The 23,677-nt window shown below is 50.8% G+C and carries 23 protein-coding genes; 12 read left to right on the forward strand and 11 right to left on the reverse strand.

Features of this window, described 5'->3' with window-relative positions:
- The first annotated feature begins 300 nt into the window (after positions 1-300).
- From AB1E22_RS21615 to AB1E22_RS21625, 3 genes are read left to right on the forward strand one after another with little or no spacing between them, the layout of a single operon-like run.
- Positions 301-2,526: a putative bifunctional diguanylate cyclase/phosphodiesterase gene (locus tag AB1E22_RS21615; RefSeq protein WP_367597266.1), complete on the forward strand. Its 2,226-nt coding sequence runs from the start codon at positions 301-303 to the stop codon at positions 2,524-2,526.
- Positions 2,514-3,431: an amino acid ABC transporter substrate-binding protein gene (locus AB1E22_RS21620; protein ID WP_367597267.1), complete on the forward strand. Its 918-nt coding sequence runs from the start codon at positions 2,514-2,516 to the stop codon at positions 3,429-3,431. The genes AB1E22_RS21615 and AB1E22_RS21620 overlap by 13 nt, the downstream gene beginning before the upstream one ends.
- A gap of 55 nt (positions 3,432-3,486) precedes the next feature.
- A complete protein-coding gene (locus AB1E22_RS21625) occupies positions 3,487-4,365 on the forward strand; it encodes a transporter substrate-binding domain-containing protein (protein ID WP_367597268.1) in 879 nt (292 codons plus the stop codon).
- Positions 4,366-4,457: 92 nt separating this feature from the next.
- Here the strand turns inward: AB1E22_RS21625 and AB1E22_RS21630 are convergent, their stop codons facing one another.
- From AB1E22_RS21630 to AB1E22_RS21650, 5 genes are all read right to left on the reverse strand, one after another.
- On the reverse strand, positions 4,458-4,772 hold the full coding sequence (locus AB1E22_RS21630; protein ID WP_367597269.1) for a hypothetical protein: 315 nt from the start codon (positions 4,770-4,772) through the stop codon (positions 4,458-4,460).
- Positions 4,773-4,947: 175 nt separating this feature from the next.
- The gene (gene hisD / locus AB1E22_RS21635) at positions 4,948-6,255 is read right to left on the reverse strand and encodes a histidinol dehydrogenase (protein WP_367597270.1); all 1,308 of its coding nucleotides are present in this window, start codon (positions 6,253-6,255) and stop codon (positions 4,948-4,950) included.
- Between the two features lie 3 nt (positions 6,256-6,258).
- Positions 6,259-7,398: an ester cyclase gene (locus AB1E22_RS21640; RefSeq protein ID WP_367597271.1), complete on the reverse strand. Its 1,140-nt coding sequence runs from the start codon at positions 7,396-7,398 to the stop codon at positions 6,259-6,261.
- Between the two features lie 198 nt (positions 7,399-7,596).
- A complete protein-coding gene (locus AB1E22_RS21645) occupies positions 7,597-8,568 on the reverse strand; it encodes a nuclear transport factor 2 family protein (protein WP_367597272.1) in 972 nt (323 codons plus the stop codon).
- Complete coding sequence (locus AB1E22_RS21650) at positions 8,565-9,635, reverse strand: LacI family DNA-binding transcriptional regulator (protein WP_367597273.1); 1,071 nt, start codon at positions 9,633-9,635, stop codon at positions 8,565-8,567. The genes AB1E22_RS21645 and AB1E22_RS21650 overlap by 4 nt, the downstream gene beginning before the upstream one ends.
- Before the next feature lie 281 nt (positions 9,636-9,916).
- Between AB1E22_RS21650 and AB1E22_RS21655 the strand changes: the two genes are divergently transcribed.
- From AB1E22_RS21655 to AB1E22_RS21680, 6 genes are all read left to right on the forward strand, one after another.
- Positions 9,917-11,161, forward strand: a complete 1,245-nt coding sequence (locus AB1E22_RS21655) for an MFS transporter (protein WP_367597274.1) — start codon at positions 9,917-9,919, stop codon at positions 11,159-11,161.
- Between the two features lie 88 nt (positions 11,162-11,249).
- Complete coding sequence (gene hisD / locus AB1E22_RS21660; RefSeq protein WP_367597275.1) at positions 11,250-12,581, forward strand: histidinol dehydrogenase; 1,332 nt, start codon at positions 11,250-11,252, stop codon at positions 12,579-12,581.
- Positions 12,578-13,348 (forward strand): SDR family NAD(P)-dependent oxidoreductase, encoded by a 771-nt coding sequence (locus tag AB1E22_RS21665; RefSeq protein ID WP_367597276.1) that lies wholly within the window; start codon positions 12,578-12,580, stop codon positions 13,346-13,348. Before hisD (AB1E22_RS21660) ends, AB1E22_RS21665 begins: the two co-directional genes overlap by 4 nt.
- Positions 13,345-14,076, forward strand: coding sequence for an alpha/beta fold hydrolase (locus AB1E22_RS21670; RefSeq protein ID WP_367597277.1), 732 nt, complete (start codon positions 13,345-13,347; stop codon positions 14,074-14,076). Before AB1E22_RS21665 ends, AB1E22_RS21670 begins: the two co-directional genes overlap by 4 nt.
- Complete coding sequence (locus AB1E22_RS21675; protein ID WP_367597278.1) at positions 14,073-14,864, forward strand: HpcH/HpaI aldolase family protein; 792 nt, start codon at positions 14,073-14,075, stop codon at positions 14,862-14,864. The genes AB1E22_RS21670 and AB1E22_RS21675 overlap by 4 nt, the downstream gene beginning before the upstream one ends.
- Before the next feature lie 12 nt (positions 14,865-14,876).
- Entirely contained in the window at positions 14,877-16,043 is a 1,167-nt protein-coding gene (locus AB1E22_RS21680) for a cupin (RefSeq protein ID WP_367597279.1), read from the forward strand.
- Positions 16,044-16,090: 47 nt separating this feature from the next.
- Here AB1E22_RS21680 and AB1E22_RS21685 read toward each other — a convergent pair whose 3' ends face one another.
- The gene (locus AB1E22_RS21685; RefSeq protein WP_367597280.1) at positions 16,091-16,297 is read right to left on the reverse strand and encodes a hypothetical protein; all 207 of its coding nucleotides are present in this window, start codon (positions 16,295-16,297) and stop codon (positions 16,091-16,093) included.
- Positions 16,298-16,627: 330 nt separating this feature from the next.
- Between AB1E22_RS21685 and ynhH the strand changes: the two genes are divergently transcribed.
- The 3 genes from ynhH to AB1E22_RS21695 all read left to right on the forward strand — a co-directional run bounded on the left by ynhH (position 16,628) and on the right by AB1E22_RS21695 (position 18,820).
- Entirely contained in the window at positions 16,628-16,867 is a 240-nt protein-coding gene (gene ynhH, locus AB1E22_RS21820) for a protein YnhH (RefSeq protein ID WP_437178400.1), read from the forward strand.
- Positions 16,864-18,276: a pyruvate kinase PykF gene (pykF, locus tag AB1E22_RS21690; protein ID WP_367597281.1), complete on the forward strand. Its 1,413-nt coding sequence runs from the start codon at positions 16,864-16,866 to the stop codon at positions 18,274-18,276. The genes ynhH and pykF overlap by 4 nt, the downstream gene beginning before the upstream one ends.
- Before the next feature lie 307 nt (positions 18,277-18,583).
- A complete protein-coding gene (locus tag AB1E22_RS21695) occupies positions 18,584-18,820 on the forward strand; it encodes a major outer membrane lipoprotein (protein WP_034455915.1) in 237 nt (78 codons plus the stop codon).
- A gap of 57 nt (positions 18,821-18,877) precedes the next feature.
- Here AB1E22_RS21695 and ldtE read toward each other — a convergent pair whose 3' ends face one another.
- The 5 genes from ldtE to sufC all read right to left on the reverse strand — a co-directional run bounded on the left by ldtE (position 18,878) and on the right by sufC (position 23,675).
- Positions 18,878-19,927 carry a L,D-transpeptidase LdtE gene (ldtE, locus tag AB1E22_RS21700; RefSeq protein WP_367597282.1) on the reverse strand — a complete coding sequence of 350 codons (1,050 nt, stop codon included), beginning with the start codon at positions 19,925-19,927 and terminating at the stop codon, positions 18,878-18,880.
- Between the two features lie 99 nt (positions 19,928-20,026).
- A complete protein-coding gene (gene sufE / locus AB1E22_RS21705; protein WP_367597283.1) occupies positions 20,027-20,443 on the reverse strand; it encodes a cysteine desulfuration protein SufE in 417 nt (138 codons plus the stop codon).
- 13 nt (positions 20,444-20,456) lie between these two features.
- The gene (gene sufS, locus AB1E22_RS21710) at positions 20,457-21,677 is read right to left on the reverse strand and encodes a cysteine desulfurase SufS (RefSeq protein ID WP_367597284.1); all 1,221 of its coding nucleotides are present in this window, start codon (positions 21,675-21,677) and stop codon (positions 20,457-20,459) included.
- Positions 21,674-22,954, reverse strand: coding sequence for a Fe-S cluster assembly protein SufD (sufD, locus tag AB1E22_RS21715; protein ID WP_367597285.1), 1,281 nt, complete (start codon positions 22,952-22,954; stop codon positions 21,674-21,676). The genes sufS and sufD overlap by 4 nt, the downstream gene beginning before the upstream one ends.
- A complete protein-coding gene (gene sufC / locus AB1E22_RS21720) occupies positions 22,929-23,675 on the reverse strand; it encodes a Fe-S cluster assembly ATPase SufC (RefSeq protein WP_367597286.1) in 747 nt (248 codons plus the stop codon). Before sufC ends, sufD begins: the two co-directional genes overlap by 26 nt.
- Between the last annotated feature and the right edge of the window lie 2 nt (positions 23,676-23,677).

Below are 23,677 nucleotides of genomic sequence, written 5' to 3' on the forward strand. Positions count from 1 at the left end.
ATTTTCTGTATAAACTATTGAATAAAAAAAGCAGCAATTCCAGGTTATGTTAATATTTATCGTTGACGCATTTATTAGGCAACTTTATAATCCAGATATTAAAATGAAAGCGATGTCTGAGCTACACCCTCGTTTTAACGTTAATGGAACAAACAGGCAAGGGACTACAACGTGCTAACATTTGTTGCACAACGCATTAAAAATAGTGACATATAAACAACAATAAATACGCGTTTATATATTCACCGATATCTTCTTGAGCCTTCTTTAAATCGCTAAAAAAAGAGTAATAATAGAAAAATGATTGATAAAGAGCTCATTAATCATGATGTTGTGGTGCCTCGGGAAAAGGTTTCCTATCCTCGCAGCAAATACCACTGGTACCATTCCATTACTGGAAAAGTCGCCATTTATCTGATGATTGGGATCTTAATTGCCTATGGCGTGGGTTCCGGCGCCGGTCTTTTTGAAGTCAACCGCATCTCCCACGAACAATGGTTTAAACAAGCCGCCACCAACTCGCAAATTTCCAGCTATATCATTCGTAACATTTACACTTCCGTCGCCGTTAAATCGAATCATGAAGGCCAGGTTGTCACCATCGAAACTGAACGCCCGTTGGACGATGACGAGACGGTGATCCAGACCGGTTTTAACCCAGCCGATATGCTGACCCTGATATCAACGCAGACCCACAATCCGGCATGGCTGCTGTTATATGATGAAAAACAGGGGTTTATTGATACCGAATCGGCACAAAAATTATCGGCGATTGATGAAAAAGATAACGTTTCGGCATTAAAACGTTACTACCGAGGTTTTGCCACGTTAGGCGGTAAAGAGTATTTCGTGGGTTCAATTCCTATCGTTACCTCTTCAGGAAAGCTCTTGGGTGCCATTGTCAGTAGCATTGGTGAACGCGATGCGCTATCAGCCACTCATAATAAGTTATTGAAAAACACCTTATTCATGCTGATTTTTATCCTCGGCGTCACGGTGATTGTCGTTAATTGGCTGGTACGTAATCTCTTCCGCCCCGTTCCGCGGCTTGTTCAGGCGGTGAGTCTCATTGCTGATGAGAAAACCGACGAGGTGACCCCTTTCCAGAATCAGGATGATGAAATTGGTGAGCTGGCGAAAGCGATTGAAAAGCTACGGGTGGCAATGGTTGACCGCGGCTATCTACAACGGATGCAGGAGATGGCGCAAAAAATGGAATACATGGCCTACCATGATTCCCTGACCCTGCTGCCAAATCGCGTGGCCTACCGAAAATCTATCGACGAACGGCTGTCACAGTTAAGTACTCAGGGGACGATTTTCAACCTGCTGCTTATCGATCTGGATAATTTCAAACCGGTCAACGACACCTACGGTCATGTTATCGGCGATGAATTATTGATTGAATGTTCCGCCCGCTTATTTGCCCTACTCGGCGAGGGGGATATGGCCAATCGCCTTGGCGGAGACGAATTTTCTATTCTTCAGCAGGTCAATCGCGACCCGATTGGCGAAGCACAATCGCTGGCAAAAAAAGTTTTAGAAGCGTTAAGCAAACCCTTCACCTGTAGCGGTCATACTCTTTCTATCAGTAGCAGCATAGGAATTGCCTGCGCCCCTCAGCATGGCAATACCCGAGAAGATTTATTCGCCCACGCTGACCTTGCGCTATATACCTCGAAAAGTTTCGGCCGCAACTGCTCTCATTTCTATTCTTATGGCATGACGATGAATCCGTCCAATAACCTACTTTTTAGCCAGGAAATTGAAAACGGCATCAGAAATAATGAATTTATTCTGCATTATCAAAAAATTGTCGGCCTCAATAGTAATAGCACCACCAAAGGTTACGAGGCGCTCGTCCGCTGGCAACATCCGGTTCGCGGTCTTCTCCAGCCTCATGATTTTATTTCCGTATCTGAAGATATTGGTCTTATAGAAAAACTGGGTGAATGGCTTCTCTACAGCGCCTGTAAAGAGGCGGCCCATTGGCCGCTTACAAAAACAGTGGCGGTAAATGTTTCGCCCCATCAGCTTCGCACCATGAAAATCGTCGAGACTATACGCTGTGCATTACAGGAGAGTGGTCTGGATCCTGCGCGCCTGGCGATAGAAATCACCGGCTCCGAACAGCTTGACCGCGAAGCTACCCTGCCCGTCTTACAAGCCATACAGGCGCTGGGCGTGGGGCTGGCCTTGGACGAATTCGGCACGGGATTTGCGACTCTGGATTACCTGATTATCTTCCCGTTCAGCCACTTTAAAATTTCACGCACACTCATTGATGTAATCGATAAAAGTGAAGACAGCCGTGCACTGGTGAGCATGTTGGTGGCTTTTGCAGCCAGGCGCGGGTTTAACGTTACAGCGGAAGGTGTGGAAACTCGGCAACAATATGAAATTCTGGCCGACCTTGGCAATGAGAGGCTGACGGCGCAAGGCTATTATTTTGGACGCGCGGCAGACAGTACACGAGTCATAACAGAACTGGAGCATGAGAAAATGGAGACAACATGCCGTTTATAGCCACACATTTATACCAATCGTTTTTTTCGCTGGCTGTGACGCTGTTGTTAAGTATTGGCCTGCTGGCACCGGCAACCAGCAAGGCTGACGATCTTTTGTCTCGCATCGCGCAAACCCATACGCTGACCCTGAGCTATCAAACGGATGTTTTTCCTTTCTCCTATTACGAGGATAACAAACCGCAAGGTTACTCCATTGATATCTGCCATAAGCTCGTCGATATGATTAAGGAGGAGCTTCATCTCCCCGCGCTGAAAGTGAAATGGGTTCCTGTCTCAACCGCCACCCAGTTTTTGACCATTAAAAATAAAAGCATTGATATGGGTTGTATCCCGACGATTGATACGGCTGAGCGTCAAAAAACCGTGACCTTTTCTCTGCCCTATTTCTTCTCCGCCACCCGTTTCGTCTCGCGCAAAGAAGACGATATCTCAGGTATCGAAGAGTTAAACGGGCATACCGTCATGGTCAAAAGCGGCACCGTGTTCGTTAAACATATTCAGGCGGCTAATACCCAACATCAGCTTTCGCTCAATATCGATCTCGGTACGGACAACATCAAAGCGTTTTCCGACCTGGAAAGTGGCAAAACACCGGCAATAGTCTCAAGCGATGTGCTGATTCTTGCCCTGATGAAACTTTCCGGGCATCCGCAGGCGTTTGTGATGTCTGAAGACTCTCTCAGCCCGCGGTTGCCTATTGCTATGCCGATGCAGAAAAACAATCCGGCCTTTACCGATCTGATTAATCATTCAATGAGTCGTCTAATCCACAGCCAGGATTTTATCGCTATTTATAATAAATGGTTTTTACAACCGATAATGCCTGAGGGAATTACCCTCAACATGCCATTATCCCCAGAGCTACAACAGTCGATTTCATCGGCAACACTTTATGCTTACTAAGGTTTGTGGCTGATACATCACCTTGAAAATAACAACTAACCCTAAAAAACCTACAATGAAAAAGAACCAATTCTCGAAATATATCCTGAGTTTACTGACCATTTTTTACGCGAGCTTTTCACATGGGGAAACGCCCCCATCAACGCTTGAAAAAATTGCCAGCCAAAAAGTCATTAATATTGGCTATCGCAACGCACCGCCTTATTCCTATAAAACCAGTGACGGACACGTGGTGGGCTATGTCATTGAATTATGCAAAGACGTCACCGAGTCGCTGAAAAAAAACCTCCATCTCAGCAATCTGGTTGTCAATTATGTTCCGGTACCGCTGACAGCCCGTATTACCATGCTAAACAATAATACGGTTGATATGGACTGTTCGATAAACACCGATACGATTAAACGCCAGAGCGTGGTCTCATTCTCTCGTCACTACCAGTCCGTTTATACACGCATCGGCACACGCTCAAATGTGGATGTTTTATCAATTGCCGATCTTGCGGGAAAAACGGTGAGCGTCACGACCTCAATGGATTTAACTAATCTCAATCTGTTTAATCGTGCCCAGAATCTTAATCTTCTTGTTTTACCGCAACCCACGCTGGAAGATGCGTTCGATGCGATGGGTAGCGGTAAAAGTTACGCCACCGCCATGAATGAAGTGTCACTCCGTGCGCTGATTGAAAGCCGCGTGAATCCGGGCAACTACAAGGTTTCGGACATCACTTTAGGTGACTCACAAACGCTTGGCATCATGTTACGGCATGACGATATTGAATTTAAAAAAATGATCGATAGCGCTCTTTTAAAGCGGTTTAAAAGAGACGACTTCAAGCCGTTTTATGAGCAGTGGTTTAATGGAAAATTGCCGGATAAAAATATTAACCTGCACATGCCGCTTACGCCTGAAATGTATGAAAAAATCATTCTCTAAACGTCATCCATAGCGAATGCTGGTACTACTTAGAAGTGTGTGCAAATAAAAAAGGGAGAAAGATAACTTTCTCCCCAATGCATTAAAGCGAATTACAGCAGTTGCAGAATCATACAGAAAGACATTCCGCATAATACACCGTATAACAAATTATTCTGCGCCGTTTTACGTACCCGTTTTTGAGAATGGATGGTGACATCTTCCAGTCTTTTACGTACGTTGCGAGAAACTTGTTCGTGGTGCGTTATAACATCTTTTGAACAGTGCCGGAACCTTGCGATATCATCCCGAATAAACTCATCGACAACACCCTTGTTGGCTTTGAGTTCGCGGACAATTCCTTCAAGCATTTTTTCCATGCCTTTTACCCGCAGGACAACATCCTCTTCCATTTCCAGTGACAACATAATCCAAATCCATGATTAATAATAACACTGGGGGGTAATTCATTTACCACCCATCCCTTTCACGATAATAATGTAGTTAAGAAATAACCTAATCAAGCCAATAAACATTAATAAAACTTAACTTGAAAATATTTCAGGTGAATTGCCGCTATAATGTTCAGCTGTAAAAAAATGATTAATCACGCTCTCCATTTGTTATGGCATCGATACTATTGGGCAACAAACGAATTTCTGCCGCACGACGGTGCGCCTGCATCCCTTCCGTGCGGCTTTGACGTACTGCCGGTTGTGCTACCGCCGCAATACCGTGGTCATCAATCCATTGATGGGTGCAAATTTTTACATACGCACCGACCCACAATCCGCCGGTATAACGAGCGGCGGCCATCGTCGGCAGCGTATGGTTAGTTCCACAACATTTGTCGGAAAACACTACGCTGGCATTTTGCCCGATAAACAGCGATCCATAATTGCGGATTTTACTGGCTGTGGCATGCGGGTCGCGGGTATGCACCTGAAGATGTTCGGTCGCCATATGGTCGGCCCAGGCAATCAACTGCGCTTCATCGCGGCAGATAACAATTTCCCCCTGCCGTTTCCAGGCTTCACCGGCGGTTACAGCGGTAGGCAAGTTTGTCAGCTGACGCTCAATTTCTGCCAGCGTGTCACGCGCAATTTTCGGACTGGTGGTCGCCATGCCCACGCGGGTATGCACATCGTGCTCTGCCTGAGCTAACAGATCGGCGGCTAAAATTCGCGGGTCAGCACTGTCATCAGCAATGACATAAATCTCACTCGGCCCGGCCAGGGCGTCGATGCCCACTTTACCAAACACCTGGCGCTTTGCTTCGTTAACAAACGCGTTGCCCGGCCCAACGACTTTATCCACGACCGGAATAGATTCCGTTCCCCAGGCCATCGCCGCAATTGCCTGCGCGCCGCCCACTTTAAAAATGCGATGTGCACCCGCGAGGTGACAAATGGCAATCATTGCCGGATGCGCACCAGGCGGCAAACAGGCAATGATTTCGTCGCAGCCCGCCACAACCGCCGGAACAATCGACATCACCGGAGCCGACAAAATCGGGTAGCGCCCGCCTGGCACATAACACCCCACTGTCTGGATAGGGATTATGCGATGCCCCAGATGCACACCCGGTAATGTTTCCACATCCAACGGCTGCATGGTCGCCAGTTGCGCCTGGGCAAAACGTTTCACCTGCGCGATGGCAAACTCGCTGTCCTTGCGGGTTTGTGGATCCAGATCCGCCAGGGCCGTGGCGATTTCACCTTCCGAGACTTCAAAATTGTCCGGCGTGGTTTTATCAAACTTTGCTGAAAAGTCACGCAGTGCGGCGTCACCCCGCTCACGAACCTGGTCGATAATATTCTGTACCGTCTCGGTTAACGTGCGGTCAGCCTGCACATCTTGCCCTTGCGGACGTTTGATAAACTCAACATCAGACTCTGCAATCGCGCCCATCTTTTACTCCTCCATTTGTCCCAGTTTGATTTGTGCCAGCAGCGCCAGATGGTCGTAGACCACCCATTCATCCACAACTTTCCCGTTAACGATGTGGTAGTGAGACATCCCCATAACGAACAGGCGTTCACCGGTAGGTTTACCCAACTCGCCATAACCCAAATGGTGGCCTTCCATAATCCAGCGCACCGCAACTTTCGTGCCGCCTTCATCGCAAGGATTGGAGCAGATATGCTGCGGCATCCACGCGCCGTCCGGGATCATGCCAATCAATGCCAGCGTCTGGTGAATAACCGCCGCCTGGCCATAAAGCTCTTTCATTAGCGGGCCGTGCCACTGCACATTCGGGGCGTAAACGTCTTTGATTTTACCGAGCATGCGGCGGTTATAGATTTCATGCAGCCAGCGCAAACACTGCTCTTCAGTGTCGGTATGGGCGATCGAGACATCGCACTCCATTTCCGGCGGATATTGCCCAACCATGCGGCGGTTCTCGCCAATGTCGGTCACGCGGAAACCTTTATCGAACTGCTCTTTAGCCATGCCGTAGGCCACGGCATCGGTATCCAGGCCGAGCTGGCGCATCATCGCCATGTTGTCGCTCACCACCCATTCACGATAGATTTTGTTCTCATGAATCATGCAGTCGGCGACGGTGCGGGTAACAAAAGTGCGGTTAGTGGGTTTACCAAGGTGGCTGTATTGGGTGTGGCGACCCGAGCCCGTTACCAGGTGCGAGGTATAAAAACCCTCAACGTCATTGCCGTTCCAGATTACCTGCGTCGCCATACCGCGACGTTCCGGGAAAGCCACCAGACGTTGCAAAGTATCCTGCACAACCTGTTCGCGGTTATACATGGTACCGAGCGCATTATATAAAACGCAGTTATGCGTATAGTGGGAGTAGATTAACCCGACGTCACGCTCGTCCCATATTTTATGGGTACAGCGCACGATATAATCGACAATATCGGTGTAGCAGTCATCAAATCCTCTTAATGATTGTACCCGCGGGCGTTTCTCCGGCACTAAATCAATAAAGTCACGGCGTTCGACTTGTAATACAGGTTCATCGCGAGTGGGTTTTGTATTGCTTTTCTCTGAAGCTACCGATGCTTTATTTGTTGTTTCAGTTGAAGACATATGACCTCCTGCGTTATTTGAATGCGCCGCAGTAATTCTCAGCGCACAGTATTCAGGGGTAGGAATACCCCTTACCTGCCAAGAGCGATAATGATTAACGTCCCTATTCAGACAATAGAAACACCTGATAAATGAATTACCCTGATCAGATGTTTTATTTTTCAGGGGGGAATATCCCCCGTATTGAGTTATGCGTAATTAATTCAGAATCTGTGACCAAATCGCTAATTCATCGATACCGAGATATTCCCGAATAATTAAGCCATCACGTAATTCCAGTTGGCTAATGCCAGTGATGGATACCGGGCGTCGCGACGGTGCACCGAATTTCCCGTAGCCATCGTGCCAGGTTAACAGTGACCAGCGCAACGATAAGCGCACTGGCTCATTGGCGTCACGACGCACCACCAGATGGTGCAGATGCGTTTCGCTATCAGCAAACGAAGCTCGATAGCCTGACAAGAAACCGCCAATATCTTGCTCGCCGGTACGCAATACATGCCCCGGCCCGTGAAGTGTCGCCGCGGGATGATACAGCCCCGGCACCACGCCGCTGTTGCCACCCGCCCACATCGACAAATAGCGTTCCACCAGCCCCGCAAGCGGGCCATCAATATCATCCCCTTCCGGGCCACCCGCCCAGCGAGCATCCATCTCTTCTGCTGAGATATTTTCAAGCCCGGCCTCACGGCGGGTATTGGCAAGCTGGAGGGCAAAATCCCGCACATCCATTCCAATTTGCGAAACAATGGCGGCGCGGTCCTGCAATAACCACTCCTGGCGCACCGCGCCTTCAGCACAAACCCGATCGGCCCAGGTTCGCACCCATACCGCTTTGCCACTCGGCTTACCAAAGAATCCTTCGCCCTGGTGTTGAATACAGGCGAGCGTACGCTGGGCGGCGTAATACTCAAACTGCGGGGTGTGGGTAGAGAGAATATCTTCCGTTAACACCGTGCGCTGCGGGAAACTGTGCATCGCTTCAAGCGTCAGGCGCATAAACTGCGAAAGGTCGTTAAGCTGCTTTTCTGGAGTATTGAACACCACTGGCGTGGCGTAGAAATCTGCCAGTTGGCCGATGTCTTTTTGCTCCCACACCACATGGGTTAACGTCAGAATAAACTGCTGTATGGAATCAAACTGAGGGCTAAAGCCCGGCAACCTGGTCATTCAACCTCCTGCGGCTGGAACAAACACAGCCCGTCTTTTTCGATAACGCCAAACTGCGGGCGCCTTGCGGAGTGGCGCACCACCAGCACACCTGGAACCACTACCTGTTCCGGTTCAATACTTTCGCTTTCAATTTGCTTCATTAGCAGCGCCACCGTGGCATTGACCATGGCATCAACCGGCTGTGAGGCGGAAGTCAGGGCATAGGAAGGCCAGCCGGAAGGGCCGGTATCGTCATAACCGATGACCGAAAGATCTTCCGGAATCCGGAGCCCATATTCATACCGGGCAATGTCCATGATCATCAGCGCCATATGGTCGTTGGCGGCAAAAATGGCATCCGGCGGTTGCGGCGAGGAGAACAGTTCCCCGGCGGCCTGGGCCGTTTTCTGGGCATCGTAATCCCCCTGCACCACACGAATATCTTTCGCGCCATGGCGTTGCAACGTAGTGACAAATCCCTTCTGCCTTGCGAGGTTCGCCGAAGAGTCAGCAAGCCCGGCCACATAGGCAAAATGCTGATGATCGCCGGCGAGTAAGAACTCAGCTATTTGTTGGGCAGCCGCTTCGTTATCCGTATTCACGCTCGATGCCGTGGCATTTTCTTCACTGCGATTGAACAGCACCACCGGAATCCCGGCTGCCACGCACTCCTCAGAAAGCTCCACCGAGAGCGAAACCGAAGCCAGTACGATGCCATCCACGCGATATTGCATGATCTGGTCAAAAATTCGGTCAACGTTGCCGTCACGATCGCCAACAAACAGCAACAAGTGGTAATTCAGGTCATCTAATTTTTGCGCCAGCGCTTCCAGCACCTGCGGATAAAACTGGTTATCAAAATAGGACATCACCACGCCAACGATGCGCGAACGTGCGGTATTCAACGACCGGGCAATCGCATTAGGCCGATAGCCCAGTTCGCGTGCTGCCTTGAGCACTTTTTCACGCGTCGCCGGTGAAATGCTGGCCCCTGGCGTAAAGGTTCGCGATACCGCGGACTGTGACACTCCCGCGATCTGCGCCACCTGCTGTGAGGTCACGGGCCCAAAAGTCTTACGTTTCATGGTTGGTAGTCCTTATCCACATCCCGTTGGAATGCCTGTTTTTTATACTTACACCATCTTTGCATGCGTATGCAACAACCAAAATTATTTTTTTCACATTTACATTATGTGCCTTTACAAAACTGAAACCTTTTCGTAACTTCAACCTTTGAATACGTATGCAGAAGACATCAAAAACGCCGTCAGTTTTACCGGTGATAAGCAGTCGCGACAGAGAAACGCACCGGTTAATGCCGTACTTGATTGGTTATAACCCACTCATTTTAAAGAGGTTCACCACCATGTTTCGTGCACTATTTAGTCGCTCCGAGGTCAGACTGTTTTTTACCATTAGCGTGCTGTTTTTTATTTGCATCCACAGTATCGATGCATTCCTGGCACCCATGTTGATCAGCGAAGGAATGCAGCCAGAAGTGGTTGGCATGATTATGGGGGCAAGCGGGCTTGCAACGCTGTTTGTTCGTTTCCCGATTGGTATTTTGTCCGATGTGGTCAAAAGCCGAAAAATCTTTATCCAGTTCAGTTTGCTGCTCCCGCTGATAACCTGGCCGATTGCTTATCTGGAACCAAACGCCACCACGCTCTATCTGGCGAAAGCCGCGGATGGCTTCACCGCGGCAACCTGGGTTTTGTATAACATCTTGTTTATTCGCTATTTTGATAAAAAAGATGCGCCTGCCGCAGTCGCGCTACTGGCGCTGGCCGGGCCGTTAGGGGTTTTCCTCGGCAACTGCATCGGCGGCGTGTTAATTCACTTTTTTGACAAAAACATCGGCTATTTTGTCTCCAGCGTTTCAGCGCTGCTGGCGCTAATTCTGACGTTTCGTATTAAAGAATTTCACGATGCTGCTCGCGCCCCCACGCTTAAAGCCTGTATCAACAGCGCGAAACGCCAGCTAGGCGATTCATCCGTATGGTTTATCGGCCTGTTAGCAACAATTGTTATCCTGGTTCCTTTCGCCACTCGCGATACGCTAACACCCATCTATGCCCAGCAGCTCGGTGCCAAAGCGGGGATCCTGACGCTGCTCAGTAACGTGCATCTGATTTTCTACGCGTTAGCTATCGCACTGTGTAGCTCGGTGTTTTACAAACGCCTCGGTCTGGTGAACACCGCCGTGATCGGCATTATCCTGCAGGTGATCTCCAGCATCGGTATTCCGTTCACCAGCAACATGTACCTTATCTATATATTGCAGGCCGTTGCGGGCTTCTCATTTGGTATGGCGTTCGCCGTATTTATGTCGCTGAGCGTGGTTAACACCGTGGAAGATGAACAGTCCACGCGTATGGGTTTATTCCAGACAATTTATTCTGTCGGGATGTTTATTGGCCCGGTGGCCATGGGGCTAATGTTACAGCATGTCAATTTATCTTCGGGCTACCTGATGATTGGCGCCCTGAGCATGCTCGCGGCATTCCTCACCCCAATGGCCGCACGAAGTGTGAATCAACGTCAGATAAAAATGTCCGCAACACAAATACCAAAAATATCTGCGACTCAGGATTACGCGAATAAAATTTAATATTTAACCCCTTATTTAATCCGATTATCGCCCTGCACCCGTTTTGACGGGCGGGACAGTTACGCATAAAACAGGAAAGGAGAACGTTATGGCTCGCTATTTAAAAACCGGTAAATCATTATCTGAACGTCAACAGGCAAATAAACAGATCGGTATTGTGGTCGAAAATACGCTGGCCGATATTGAACAGCGCGGGAATGAAGCTATTCGGGAATTATCCATTAAGTTCGATAATTACGATCGCCAGGATTATCGTTTATCTCAGCAAGAAATTAATGCCTGTATTAAACAGTTAAGCCGTCAGGATATTAAAGATATCGAGTTTGCCCAGCAGCAGGTTTTCAATTTTGCTACTGCACAAAAAAGCTGCCTGACCGATTTGGAAATCGAAACGCGCCCAGGCGTTATTCTCGGCCATAAAAATATTCCAATTAATGCCGTGGGCTGTTACGTACCCGGCGGGAAATACCCGCTGCTGGCCTCGGCGCATATGTCAATTATCACCGCCAACGTCGCGGGTTGTTCACGCATTATTAGCTGTGCGCCTCCGTTTAATGGCCGCCCTGCTCCGGCTATTGTGGCGGCGCAAGCGATGGCAGGCGCAACGGAGATCTACGCGTTAGGCGGCATTCAGGCGATTGGTGCGATGGCATTGGGCACGGACACCATCGCGCCGGTCGATATGCTGGTTGGCCCCGGCAATGCGTTTGTTGCCGAAGCGAAACGCCAACTGTTTGGCCGGGTGGGTATTGATTTGTTTGCTGGCCCAACGGAAACGCTGATCATCGCCGATGAAAGTGTGGATGCCGAAATGTGCGCCACCGATCTGCTCGGCCAGGCCGAACACGGCGTGACGACGCCCGCCATTTTGCTGACCAACTCCCTGAAACTTGCGCAAGAAACAATGCGCGAAGTCGAACGCCTGTTAACCCAATTGCCAACCGCTGAGATTGCCCGCCAGGCGTGGCGAGATTATGGGGAAGTCATCGTCTGCGATAGCTACGACGAGATGCTGCAGGAAGCGGACCGTATTGCATCAGAGCATGTGCAGGTCATGACCACGCGTGATGACTGGTTCCTCGAAAATATGACCAACTTCGGGGCGCTGTTCCTCGGCCCGCGCACCAATGTTGCGTATGGCGACAAAGTGATCGGCACTAACCACACGCTGCCGACACAAAAAGCAGCGCGTTATACCGGCGGGCTCTGGGTGGGTAAATTCATGAAAACCTGCACCTGGCAGAAGGTATTGAGCGATGAAGCCTCGACAGAAATTGGCAGCTATTGCTCGCGTCTGTGCCAGTTGGAAGGGTTTGCCGGTCATGCGGAGCAGGCCAATCTTCGCGTGCGTCGTTACGGTAACCAGGAGGTGCCTTACGCAGGGTCGGTACCCGCAGTCAATGTGAAGAAGGCCTCATGATGATGGCCCTTCCCCGCACGCCAGAATTTCGTCTGGATAAACGCCGTGCGCTGGTGAGCGGAGGTTCACGGGGCATCGGTTTTGCGGCGGCTATTGCCCTGGCACGCGCCGGGGCGCAGGTTTGGATTATTGCCCGCCAGACCCAGCAACTAGAAGATGCCGTGAAAAGTGCGGCTGCAGAAGGGCTGCATTTAACGGGCGTGGCGCTGGATATCACCGATACGGCGCGGGTTTCTCAGACGCTACAAACGCTCCCGGATTTTGACATTCTGGTCAATAGCGCCGGGCTTGCGCGCCACCAGCCGTTTCTTGAGGTGAGTGAAGAAAATTTTGATGCCGTCATGGCGCTGAATCTGCGGGCAACCTTCTTTTTGAGCCAGCAGGTTGCGCGGCGCATGACGCTGCGCCAAATCGCCGGGTCAATTATTCATATCTCATCGCAAATGGGCCACGTCGGCGGCCCGCAACGCAGCGTCTATTGTGCGTCAAAATTTGCTCTCGAAGGGCTGACCAAAACCATGGCGCTGGAACTTGGCGAAGCGGGGATTCGCGTCAACACCTTATGCCCGACTTTTATTGATACCGAGCTGTCCCGCGCCAACCTGGCTGACCCCGATTTCAGCCGCTATGTGCTCGGCAACATTAAGTTGAAACGGTTAGGTACGCTGGAAGATGTGATGGGGCCGGTAGTCTTTCTGGCCTCGCCCGCCTCGGCGCTTATTACCGGCACATCGCTGATGGTCGACGGGGGATGGACGGCAACATGAACACGACTTCACTGCTGGAAAATCATGATGCGCCGCTCGTCATGCTCGGCGGCACGCTGTGCAATAGTCGACTGTGGCAGCCGGTTATCGAACAGCTTAATGTCACCCATTTTAGCTGCATCACGCTGACAGCGGGGGATTGCGCCGAAACGTTGGCAAGCCAGTTGCTGGCGGTTCTGCCGCCGCGTTTTTGCCTTGCGGGATTTTCACTCGGCGCGATAGTCGCGTTGCAAATGGTGGCGCTCGCGCCTGAGCGAATTGTCGGGCTAGCGTTGTTATCCGTTAACCCGTTCAGCGATCTTCCTGAAAATGCCCCCACCAGGCGTGCAGCAGTTCGTGATGCGGCAAAACTGGGCATTACGCGCTGGCTGACCGAAAACCTCTGGCCGCGCTACGTTGCCCCGCAGCGACTGGATGACGCCTCGCTTCATCGCACCATCGTACAAATGGCTGAAGAGTGCGGCATAGAAACCTTTGCACGGCAGACGGAAGTCGCTATTTCCCGCAAAGACCACCGCGCCATACTCGCTTCATTTATGGCACCCACGCTCATTCTCAACGGTGCGCACGATGTTATCTGTACCGCGCTTCACCATCAGGCCATTGCCGAAGCCATACCCCGCGCCCGCTGGATAACCCTTCCCGATAGCGGCCATTTCTTACCGCTCGAAACGCCGCAGCGCGTCGCCATCGCCATGCGCAACTGGATACAGGAGATAAAATTTTGAGAAAAAATCTGCTTAAAAACGCCTTTCGTGAGCAACAGCCGATTATCAACGGCTGGCTGGCGATTCCCTCAAGTTACAGCGCCGAAATCGCCGGGCATCAGGGCTATGATTCCGTCACTGTCGATATGCAGCACGGTATGATTGATTTCGCCAGCGCCCTGTCGATGCTACAGGCAATTTCTGCCACACCTGCCACGCCCCTGGCTCGGGTGAGTAGCAACGAACCGGCACAAATTATGCGCCTGCTCGATGCCGGTGCCTGGGGCATTATCTGCCCGATGATTTCCACCGCCGGGCAGGCAAAGCAATTTGTTGCCGCCTGCCGCTACCCGCCACTCGGCAACCGCTCGTTTGGCCCTGCTCGCGCCCTGCTCTACGGCGGCAAAGATTATCCTCAGTATGCCAATGAAGAGATTTTGACGCTGGCGATGATTGAAACCCGCGAAGGGCTCGATAACCTGGATGCGATTCTTGATACGGCCGGACTCGATGGCGTGTTTATCGGGCCAAACGATCTCTCTTTAACGCTTACCGGCAGCGCCAGCGCTGAATCACAACATCCCGAAATGCTGGCAGCGGTAGAGCACGTGTTGAGCCGTTGCCGCGCCCATAACAAACTCGCCGGAATTTTTTGTACGTCCGGCCAGGCCGCCGCGAACCGCCTGGCACAGGGGTTCCACTTCGTCACACCCGCCAACGATGTCATGCAATTAGGCAGTGCCGCACGCGCCGCCATCGCAGCAACGCGTGGTGAAGCCCCGCCTGCAAGCGGTTCATCTGGTTATTAAAGGAGAATGAAAATGCAAACTATCACTCTGACCCAGGAAGAAGCCCAGCGTCGCCTGGTCCGCCCGGAAGATCGCGTTTCATGTAGCGTGGCGTTTATCGACTGCAAACTACCGGGCTCGCATCTCAAGCAAAACTATTCCTTTATTGGCCCGGGCGTTACGCAGTCGGCATCGCAGGTGGTGAATATCCCCGAGCCGCACGGCTTTAATATCGGGGCAGCGGCCATGCCTAAAGGAGTAACTAATAATCTGCATCTGCATTTCACCGCCGAGGTGTTTCTGATTCACGAAGGGAGCTGGCGTTTTCGCTGGGGAGCGAACGGCGAACATGAAGCGGAATTTAGCGCGCCGGCAATTTTGTCGATTCCAACATGGATTTTCCGCGGCTTTACTAACGTGAGCCCAACCGATACCTGCGGCATGGTGTTTACCGTGCTGGGCGGGAATAACACCGGCGGTATCATCTGGCATCCATCCATTCTTGAGGCGGCGCGTGAATACGGGTTGTATCTCAGCCGTGACAATATGTTGATTGACGTTAACGCCGGAGACACGGTTCCTGATGAAGCAAGCCTACTGCAACCGCTCGGCGCGGAACATATTGCTGCGCTGCGGGATTATTCAATTGAAGAGATGAGCCAGAGAGCGGTAACGGGCGAGCAGCGTCGCTGGTCAAGCAATGCGTTGCTGGATTCTGTCTTGCCGCAGCACGGCGGTGAACTAGCCCCGGTGATTGGTTATGGGATTTCACAAGACCGCCACAACGCCCCGGCGATTCTGAATCCCCACGGTTTCTCGGTTGAGTGGTTGCGAATTCAGGACGGGCATCGTGTGGGACTCCATTGCTGCCCGGATGTTCAGGTGCTGATGGTGTTTAAAGGTACCCTGGAAGTGACCTGGAATCGCCCGGGTGAAGAAGTGACGATTGTTGCGCAAGAAGGTTCGGTGATCTCAGTGCCAGGCGGGAGTTGGCGCCGGCACCGCGCCCTTGATGGCGTCATGGAGGCCACGCTCACCACGCAGGGCGATCACCGTAAGAAAGTGTATTGGGATGGGGAAATTATTGAGCAGGCGCTGGAGCGGGATCGCTGTCTTGATCCCGATGGTTACGTGGCAACAGCAAGTTTGCTGCCTTCGACCGCGCGGCGGGCGGGTGACAAAATAGCCCGCGCGGTTTAACCCTGCTCTGTTTGGTAATTAACACTAAAATGCTAACGCGTCAGGGTTCACTCTTGAGCTTTGACGCGCCCTGCCAGGTTTGAAAGATCGCTGTCTGAATAGGGGCTATCCATATCAAAATCCCATTCCTGGGCGGCACAGACCCCATCCTTTTCACCGTGACGTTCACATTGCGCAATACGCTTCGCCGGTGCATTCCCGCACGCCACAAAGAAAGCCATGACAATAACCGTGGGGATAATAATCTTAATCATTTAAAACTCGTCACTAATATAAAAAGCCAGGGGTGGGTTTAAGGCTCCGCGGCTGGGCATTATGCAAGCAGCCAGTTACCTTTTTCAAAAAAATATTATATTCCGCAAAATTATTTTAAGAAATCATTTATATTTGATTCGAATGAACAGAAAATCTCCAGCTCATTGTTTTGTTAATGCTCTATTCCTGATAATGTGGATGAGATCATTTTGCATTCCCCATCTCATTAATCTTTTCTTAACGCACTGATAACACATCGGTCTATTTCTGCGCACTCTAAATTTGAAACAGCGTTTTTAATTCCTTTCGCAGCAAGTTACCTCTATAATATGCGAGGTCCTGACTTGAATGGTTTCAGCGCATTGAACTGTCCTATTACACTAGAAAGCAATCAATATCTTCGGCAGGCTGAACCGCAAGCACACTTTCCTCTGCACGCTTTATTTCTGTCACCTATCCTTACCGGGTGGCACATGAACAATACCAGCTTTAGTTTGCGCTCCGGCGCCCGTATCTACCGGAACCGAATTTTCACAATCCTTCTCAACTTACAGATAAGACTGTCATGAAAAAGACTAAAATTGTTTGCACCATCGGTCCAAAAACCGAATCAGAAGAAATGCTGAGCAAAATGCTTGATGCTGGCATGAACGTAATGCGTCTGAACTTCTCCCACGGTGACTACGAAGAACACGGTCAGCGTATCAAGAACCTGCGCAACGTGATGGAAAAAACCGGTAAGAAAGCAGCGATTCTGCTGGATACCAAAGGTCCTGAAATCCGTACCATCAAACTGGAAGGCGGCAACGACGTTTCCCTGAAAGCGGGCCAGACCTTTACTTTCACCACTGACAAAACTGTTGTAGGTAACAGCGATATCGTTGCTGTGACTTACGAAGGTTTCACCAGCGATCTGAGCGTTGGCAACACCGTACTGGTAGACGATGGTCTGATCGGTATGGAAGTGACTGCAATCGAAGGCAAAAACGTTGTTTGTAAAGTACTGAACAACGGCGACCTGGGCGAAAACAAAGGCGTTAACCTGCCAGGCGTTTCTATTGCTCTGCCAGCACTGGCTGAAAAAGACAAACAAGACCTGATCTTCGGTTGCGAGCAAGGCGTTGATTTCGTTGCTGCGTCCTTTATCCGTAAACGTTCTGACGTTGTTGAAATCCGTGAGCATTTAAAAGCTCATGGCGGCGAAAACATCCAGATCATCTCCAAAATCGAAAACCAGGAAGGCCTGAACAACTTCGACGAAATCCTCGAAGCTTCTGACGGCATCATGGTTGCTCGTGGTGACCTGGGCGTTGAAATCCCGGTTGAAGAAGTTATCTTCGCGCAGAAGATGATGATTGAGAAATGTGTTCGCGCTCGTAAAGTTGTTATCACTGCAACTCAGATGCTCGACTCTATGATCAAAAACCCACGTCCAACTCGCGCAGAAGCGGGTGACGTTGCTAACGCCATCATCGACGGCACCGACGCAGTGATGCTGTCCGGTGAGTCTGCGAAAGGTAAATACCCACTGGAAGCTGTGACCATCATGGCAACCATCTGTGAGCGTACTGACCGCGTGATGACCAGCCGTCTGGACAACAACCAGGACAGCCGTAAACTGCGCATCACCGAAGCAGTTTGCCGCGGCGCTGTAGAAACTGCAGAAAAACTGGAAGCTCCAGTGGTTGTTGTTGCGACTCAGGGCGGTAAATCAGCTAAAGCTGTACGTAAATACTTCCCTAACGCAACTATTCTGGCGCTGACCACTAACGAAGTAACTGCTCGTCAGTTAGTGCTGAGCAAAGGCGTTGTTCCACAGCTGGTTAAAGAAATCGCATCTACTGATGATTTCTACCGTCTGGGTAAAGAAGTTGCGCTGGAAAGCGGCCTGGCTCGTAAAGGCGACATCGTAGTGATGGTTTCTGGTGCTCTGGTACCAAGTGGTACGACCAATACTGCATCTGTTCACGTTCTGTAATAATGTTGTGAACGAATAATTTGCTTAAAAAGCGCCTGCGGGCGCTTTTTTTATGGGTCTAAATAGCCAATCTGAATTAAAAAGCAAATCGGCTTGCTCTATTTAACTCGACTTTTAGTAAGATGAATCCGATTAAAATCCTCTGTTTTTTCTATTTTTTTTCATTTTCGCCCCCGGTTCGGTGTTTCTTTGAGCGAACGATCAAATTTAAGTGCATTCCCATCAAAAATTTATTCTCAAGATAAAAAACTTTGTGTAATACTTGTAACGCTACATGGAGATTAACTCAATCTAGAGGGTATTAATAATGAATCGTACTAAACTGGTACTGGGCGCGGTAATCCTGGCTTCTACTATGCTGGCAGGTTGTTCTTCTAACGCTAAAATCGATCAACTGTCTTCTGACGTTCAGACTCTGAACGCTAAAGTTGATCAGCTGAGCAACGACGTGAACGCAATGCGTTCTGACGTTCAAGCTGCTAAAGACGACGCAGCACGCGCTAACCAGCGTCTGGACAACCAAGCTCACTCTTACCGTAAGTAAGAGTACTTGTTAATAAAATGGCGCACATTGTGCGCCATTTTTTTTGCCTGAATTCCGCTAATTCATCACCACGCTGTTTTGCCCACTCACCACACTTCCACTGCTGTTTGTCACCGATGGACTTCCCAGCGTTGTCCTGACGCTCTGTATCGGCGTAATATTCACCGGCTGGGAAGGAACACCCTGCGCAGCATTCACCAGAACCGGGTACCCCGCCCGCCGCGCGATAGCACTATCAACCTGCGCTTTGTCGCTCATTGGGTTGTCGATAAACGAACCAAATGAAGCTGAGATTGCAATAGGGACGGTCTGTGGATTTTCCCAATCGTTACGCGACAGCGGCTGATGCACCTCCACAAAACGTCGTCCATCCGGTTCAGTGGTAAATTTCACCGGCTCATTAATGATTTGCACCCGCGTCCCCCACGCCACCTGACTAAACAGCGCTTTGATATCCGGCGCACGCATTCGCATACAGCCAGAACTCACGCGTAGCCCGATACTATTACGCGCATTGGTACCATGAATGAGGTATTCACCGCCCCCCTGTTCCAGGCGTAACGCATAACGCCCAAGGGGGTTATTTGGCCCCGCGGGCACCACTGCAGGCAGCGTAATGCCCTGAGCTGCTGAACGGGCACGAATATTAGCCGTTGGTGTCCAGGTTGGGTTAGGGATTTTCTGGCTGATACGCGTCACCATCACCGGCGTTTCACGCCCAAGCTGACCAATCCCCAACGGGTACACCTCCACGCGATTTTGCCCCGGCGGATAGTAATACAGCCGGAGTTCAGCGAGATTAATAACAATCCCGATGCGCGGCGTATCCGGCAAAATCATTTGCGAAGGAATGGTCAGCTCGCTGCCGGGTTTTGGCAGGAACGGATCGACCGTATTGTTCGCCTCAAGCAGAAGCAGCACGCCGGTATTATATTTCGCAGCAACAGTTTCGAGGTTTTTCCCGTCGTTCGGTACAACATAAGTTTGATTCTCACCGATTATCCGGCTCCCCGGAGGCGGGAGTAAATAATCGACGGCCCACGCCGACTGGCTTGCCGCCAGAGCGCTGATAAAAAGAAGAGTTATTTTTGAGAACGCGCATTTCATATTGTATTCCTGTATTCACCGGCAGAACGCCGGAATGCTGAAGCCCGGCGAGGCAATAAAATTACCTCGCGTTAACAGGATGAAAGCTGTTCTTTGAGTTTAGCTAAGATTGGCGGCTTTGGTGCGGATAGCGCGGATCATTGCTTCAAGCCCTTGTGAGCGGGAAGGCGTAAGGTGCTGTGCAAGCTCAAGTTTTTCAAACCACGGACGTACATCAAACGCGACAATATCCTGGGCGGTCATCTGTTGGTAGAGAATAAACACGATAGCAATCAGCCCTTTGACTATCGCGGCGTCACTGTCCCCCTCAAGCGTAATCACACCGTCAGGCTGCTGCTGCATCACAATCCACACCTGGCTTTGGCAGCCCTGAATAGTATTTTCTGCTTTGTGCGCCTCCACCGGCAACGCGGGCAACCGCCCGCCCAGCTCGATGATGTAGAGATACTTATCTTCCCAGCTGGCGCAGCGGCTAAAATTTTTCAGTAATTTGTCTTTGTCTGGCAACGTAGCCATGGCTTTCTCCCTGTTAGCCCAACAGACGATGGATGCGCTGTAACCCTGCCACCAGGCGGTCCACCTCTTCTTCGGTATTGTACATAGCAAACGACGCGCGACACATCGCCGGAACCTTATAGAACGCCATCAACGGCATCGCGCAATGGTGCCCGGTACGAACCGCTACGCCATAATTATCCAGGAAGCTGCCCACGTCATAAGCGTGATGTTTCCCCAAATTAAACGCGATCACACCCAGGCGGTGCTCCGGCCCGTAAATCGTTAAATCCGGGACCGTCTTTAACGCCTGCTGAGCGTACCGCATAAGCGATTGCTCATACTCGCTCACCTCGGCAAGGTTAAGGCTCTCTACGTAGCGTAGCGCCGCTCCCAGGCCGATAATCCCCGCGGTATTGGGCGTACCCGCTTCAAAACGCCACGGTGCGGCAGCGTATGTGCTCCCTTCCGTCAGACTCACGCTGGCAATCATTGACCCGCCCCCTTCCCACGGCGGCATGTTTTGCAGGATTTCCTCACGGGCGTATAACACGCCGATCCCCGTTGGGCCATAAATTTTATGCCCGGAGAAAAGATAGAAATCGCAATCCATATTCTGGACGTCGATGGCGTGATGCATGATGGCTTGCGCGCCATCCACCAGCACTTTTACACCCGCCTGATGCGCGGTGGCGATCATTTCCCGCACCGGGTTTTCCGTACCTAGCACGTTAGAAACCTGGGTGATCGCCAGCAGTTTTGTACGTTCATCAATCAGCGTCGGGAACACATCCAACTGCAACGTGCCATCCTGATTTAGCGGGATCACGCGCAGTGTAGCGCCCGTGTGCTCGCAGAGAATCTGCCACGGCACGATGTTGGCGTGATGCTCCATCGCGGAGATAATAATATTATCTCCGGCCTGAATATTGGCGCGCCCCCAACTGTTGGCGACCAGGTTGATCCCTTCGGTAGTACCGCGAACAAAGACAATTTCTTCGGGTGAGCTCGCATTAATAAACCGTGAAACCTGATTACGCACATTCTCCATGAGCTGAGTGGCTTCGGCACTTAGCGTGTGAATACCGCGATGCACCGCAGCGTAACCGTGGCTATAAAAATCCAGTTCCGCATCAATCACGGCCTGCGGTTTTTGCGCGCTGGCGGCGCTGTCTAAATAGACCAACGGCTGCCCATTTACTTCCCGGCTTAAAATCGGAAAATCAGCACGTACCCGTTCGATGGAAAAACTCATGCCTCGCCTCCTGCAAAACGCTGACCGATTCGCGCCAGCACCTGCTGTTTTAAAGCCTCGTCACGAATGCTTTCCGTAAGCTCAGCGGCAAAGGCAAAAATAATCATCTGAAGCGCTGCCTGCTGTTTAATACCGCGAGAGCGCAGGTAGAACATCTGTTCATCGTCGATGCGGCCAATCGTCGCACCGTGACTGCATTTAACGTCGTCGGCATAAATTTCAAGCTGCGGTTTGGTGTCCACTTCCGCCAGACGTCCGAGCAACAAGTTATTGTTGGTCATCTGCCCGTCAGTTTTAATCGCGTGCTGCGCCACTTTAATCATGCCGTTGAACACCGCACGGCCTTTGTCGCGCACGATGGTTTTATGTAACTGGCGGCTGTTGCAATAACCCTTGCTATGCTCAAGCCAGGTGCGGGTATCGCAGACTTCGTTATTGATCGGCAACGCCAGGCTGTTCATGCGCAGTTGAGTGTTTTCACCGTTCAACCGCGTGCTGGTGTTGTGGCGCAATACCGCCGCCCCGAGCAGGAAGCTGTTGCTTTCAACCGTAGCATCCTGGCCGATAATTAAATCGTTATGGGCGAAGTGATAACTCTGCGCATTTTCAAACGCCAGTTTGTCATGATGCAACTGGGCGTTGGCCGCCACATCAGCGGTAAAGCGCGCGCCGGTAAAATGCGCGAGCTCATCAAAGCTAACGTAATGTTCGATAACCGTCGCTTTTGCCCCTTCGCCAAGAGATAAGTGATGGCGATAGTGCGCGGTATTCATTTCACCCTGCGCACTTCCGCGGCTGATATGCATCAGCAACAGCGGTTTTGCCGGGCTGTGATTACGCGCAACGCGAATGTGCGTTACTGTCTCAGCGAGGCTTTCAGTGAGATGCAGGAATACTTCACCTTGGACAGCCGCTGGCAGGGAATCGCGCTTTTCATCAACGGTTATGTCAAAACCACTGTGAGTCAGATCGTCGCTTAATTCGCTGCTGTATCGTCCATCCACAAATACCAAACGCCACGCATCTGCCGATAACGCAAGTGCATCTCGCTGGATCTCGGTCAGTGATTCCGCCACAGGCAAAACAAACTGGTTATTCAACAGACCTTCAAGCGGCGTATATTTCCAGTTCTCATGCTTACGGGTTGGCAGCCCCAGGCGCAGCATTTGCTGCATATGCTCCTGCGCTTCTTTGCTGCGTTTTTCGCCCTGCGTTTCAAACAGGTGATGCCACTGTTGCAGGGCGTTGCTGTTACTGCTGTTCGGTAAGCCAGCCATAACCCTGCTCCTCCAGTTGTTTTACCAGACTAAAATCACCGGATTTCACAATTCGGCCCTGATAAAGCACATGCACGAAATCAGGCTTAATGTAGTCAAGAATACGCTGGTAGTGCGTCACGATAATGAACGAACGATTGCCGTCGCGTAGGGAGTTCACCCCTTCAGCAACAATCTTCAGCGCATCAATGTCCAGCCCGGAGTCGGACTCATCAAGAATGCACAAATCAGGCTCAAGCACCGCCATTTGCAGAATGTCGTTACGTTTTTTCTCACCGCCGGAGAACCCCACATTCACCGAGCGAGCAAGCAAATCTTCTGGCATTTTCAGAAGTTTGATTTTCTCTTCCATCAAATCCTGAAAATCAAAACGGTCGAGCTCTTCAAGGCCACGATATTCACGCACCGCATTCAGCGCGGTTTGCAGGAAGAACTGGTTACTGACGCCAGGAATTTCTACCGGATACTGAAACGCCATGAAAATGCCTTCGCCCGCACGGTCTTCAGGCGACAATTCCAACAGGTCTTTGCCTTTAAAATGCACTTCACCGCCGGTGACTTCATAGTCTTCACGCCCGGCAAGCGTTGCGGAAAGCGTACTTTTTCCTGAGCCGTTCGGCCCCATAATGGCGTGAACTTCGCCGGGTTTAATTTCCAGGCTTAAACCACGCAGGATCTCTTTATCCTCAACGCTTACCTGTAGATCTTTAATGCTCAGCATAA

The organism is Buttiauxella gaviniae, assembly GCF_040786275.1.
Taxonomy (GTDB): Bacteria; Pseudomonadota; Gammaproteobacteria; order Enterobacterales; family Enterobacteriaceae; genus Buttiauxella; species Buttiauxella gaviniae_A.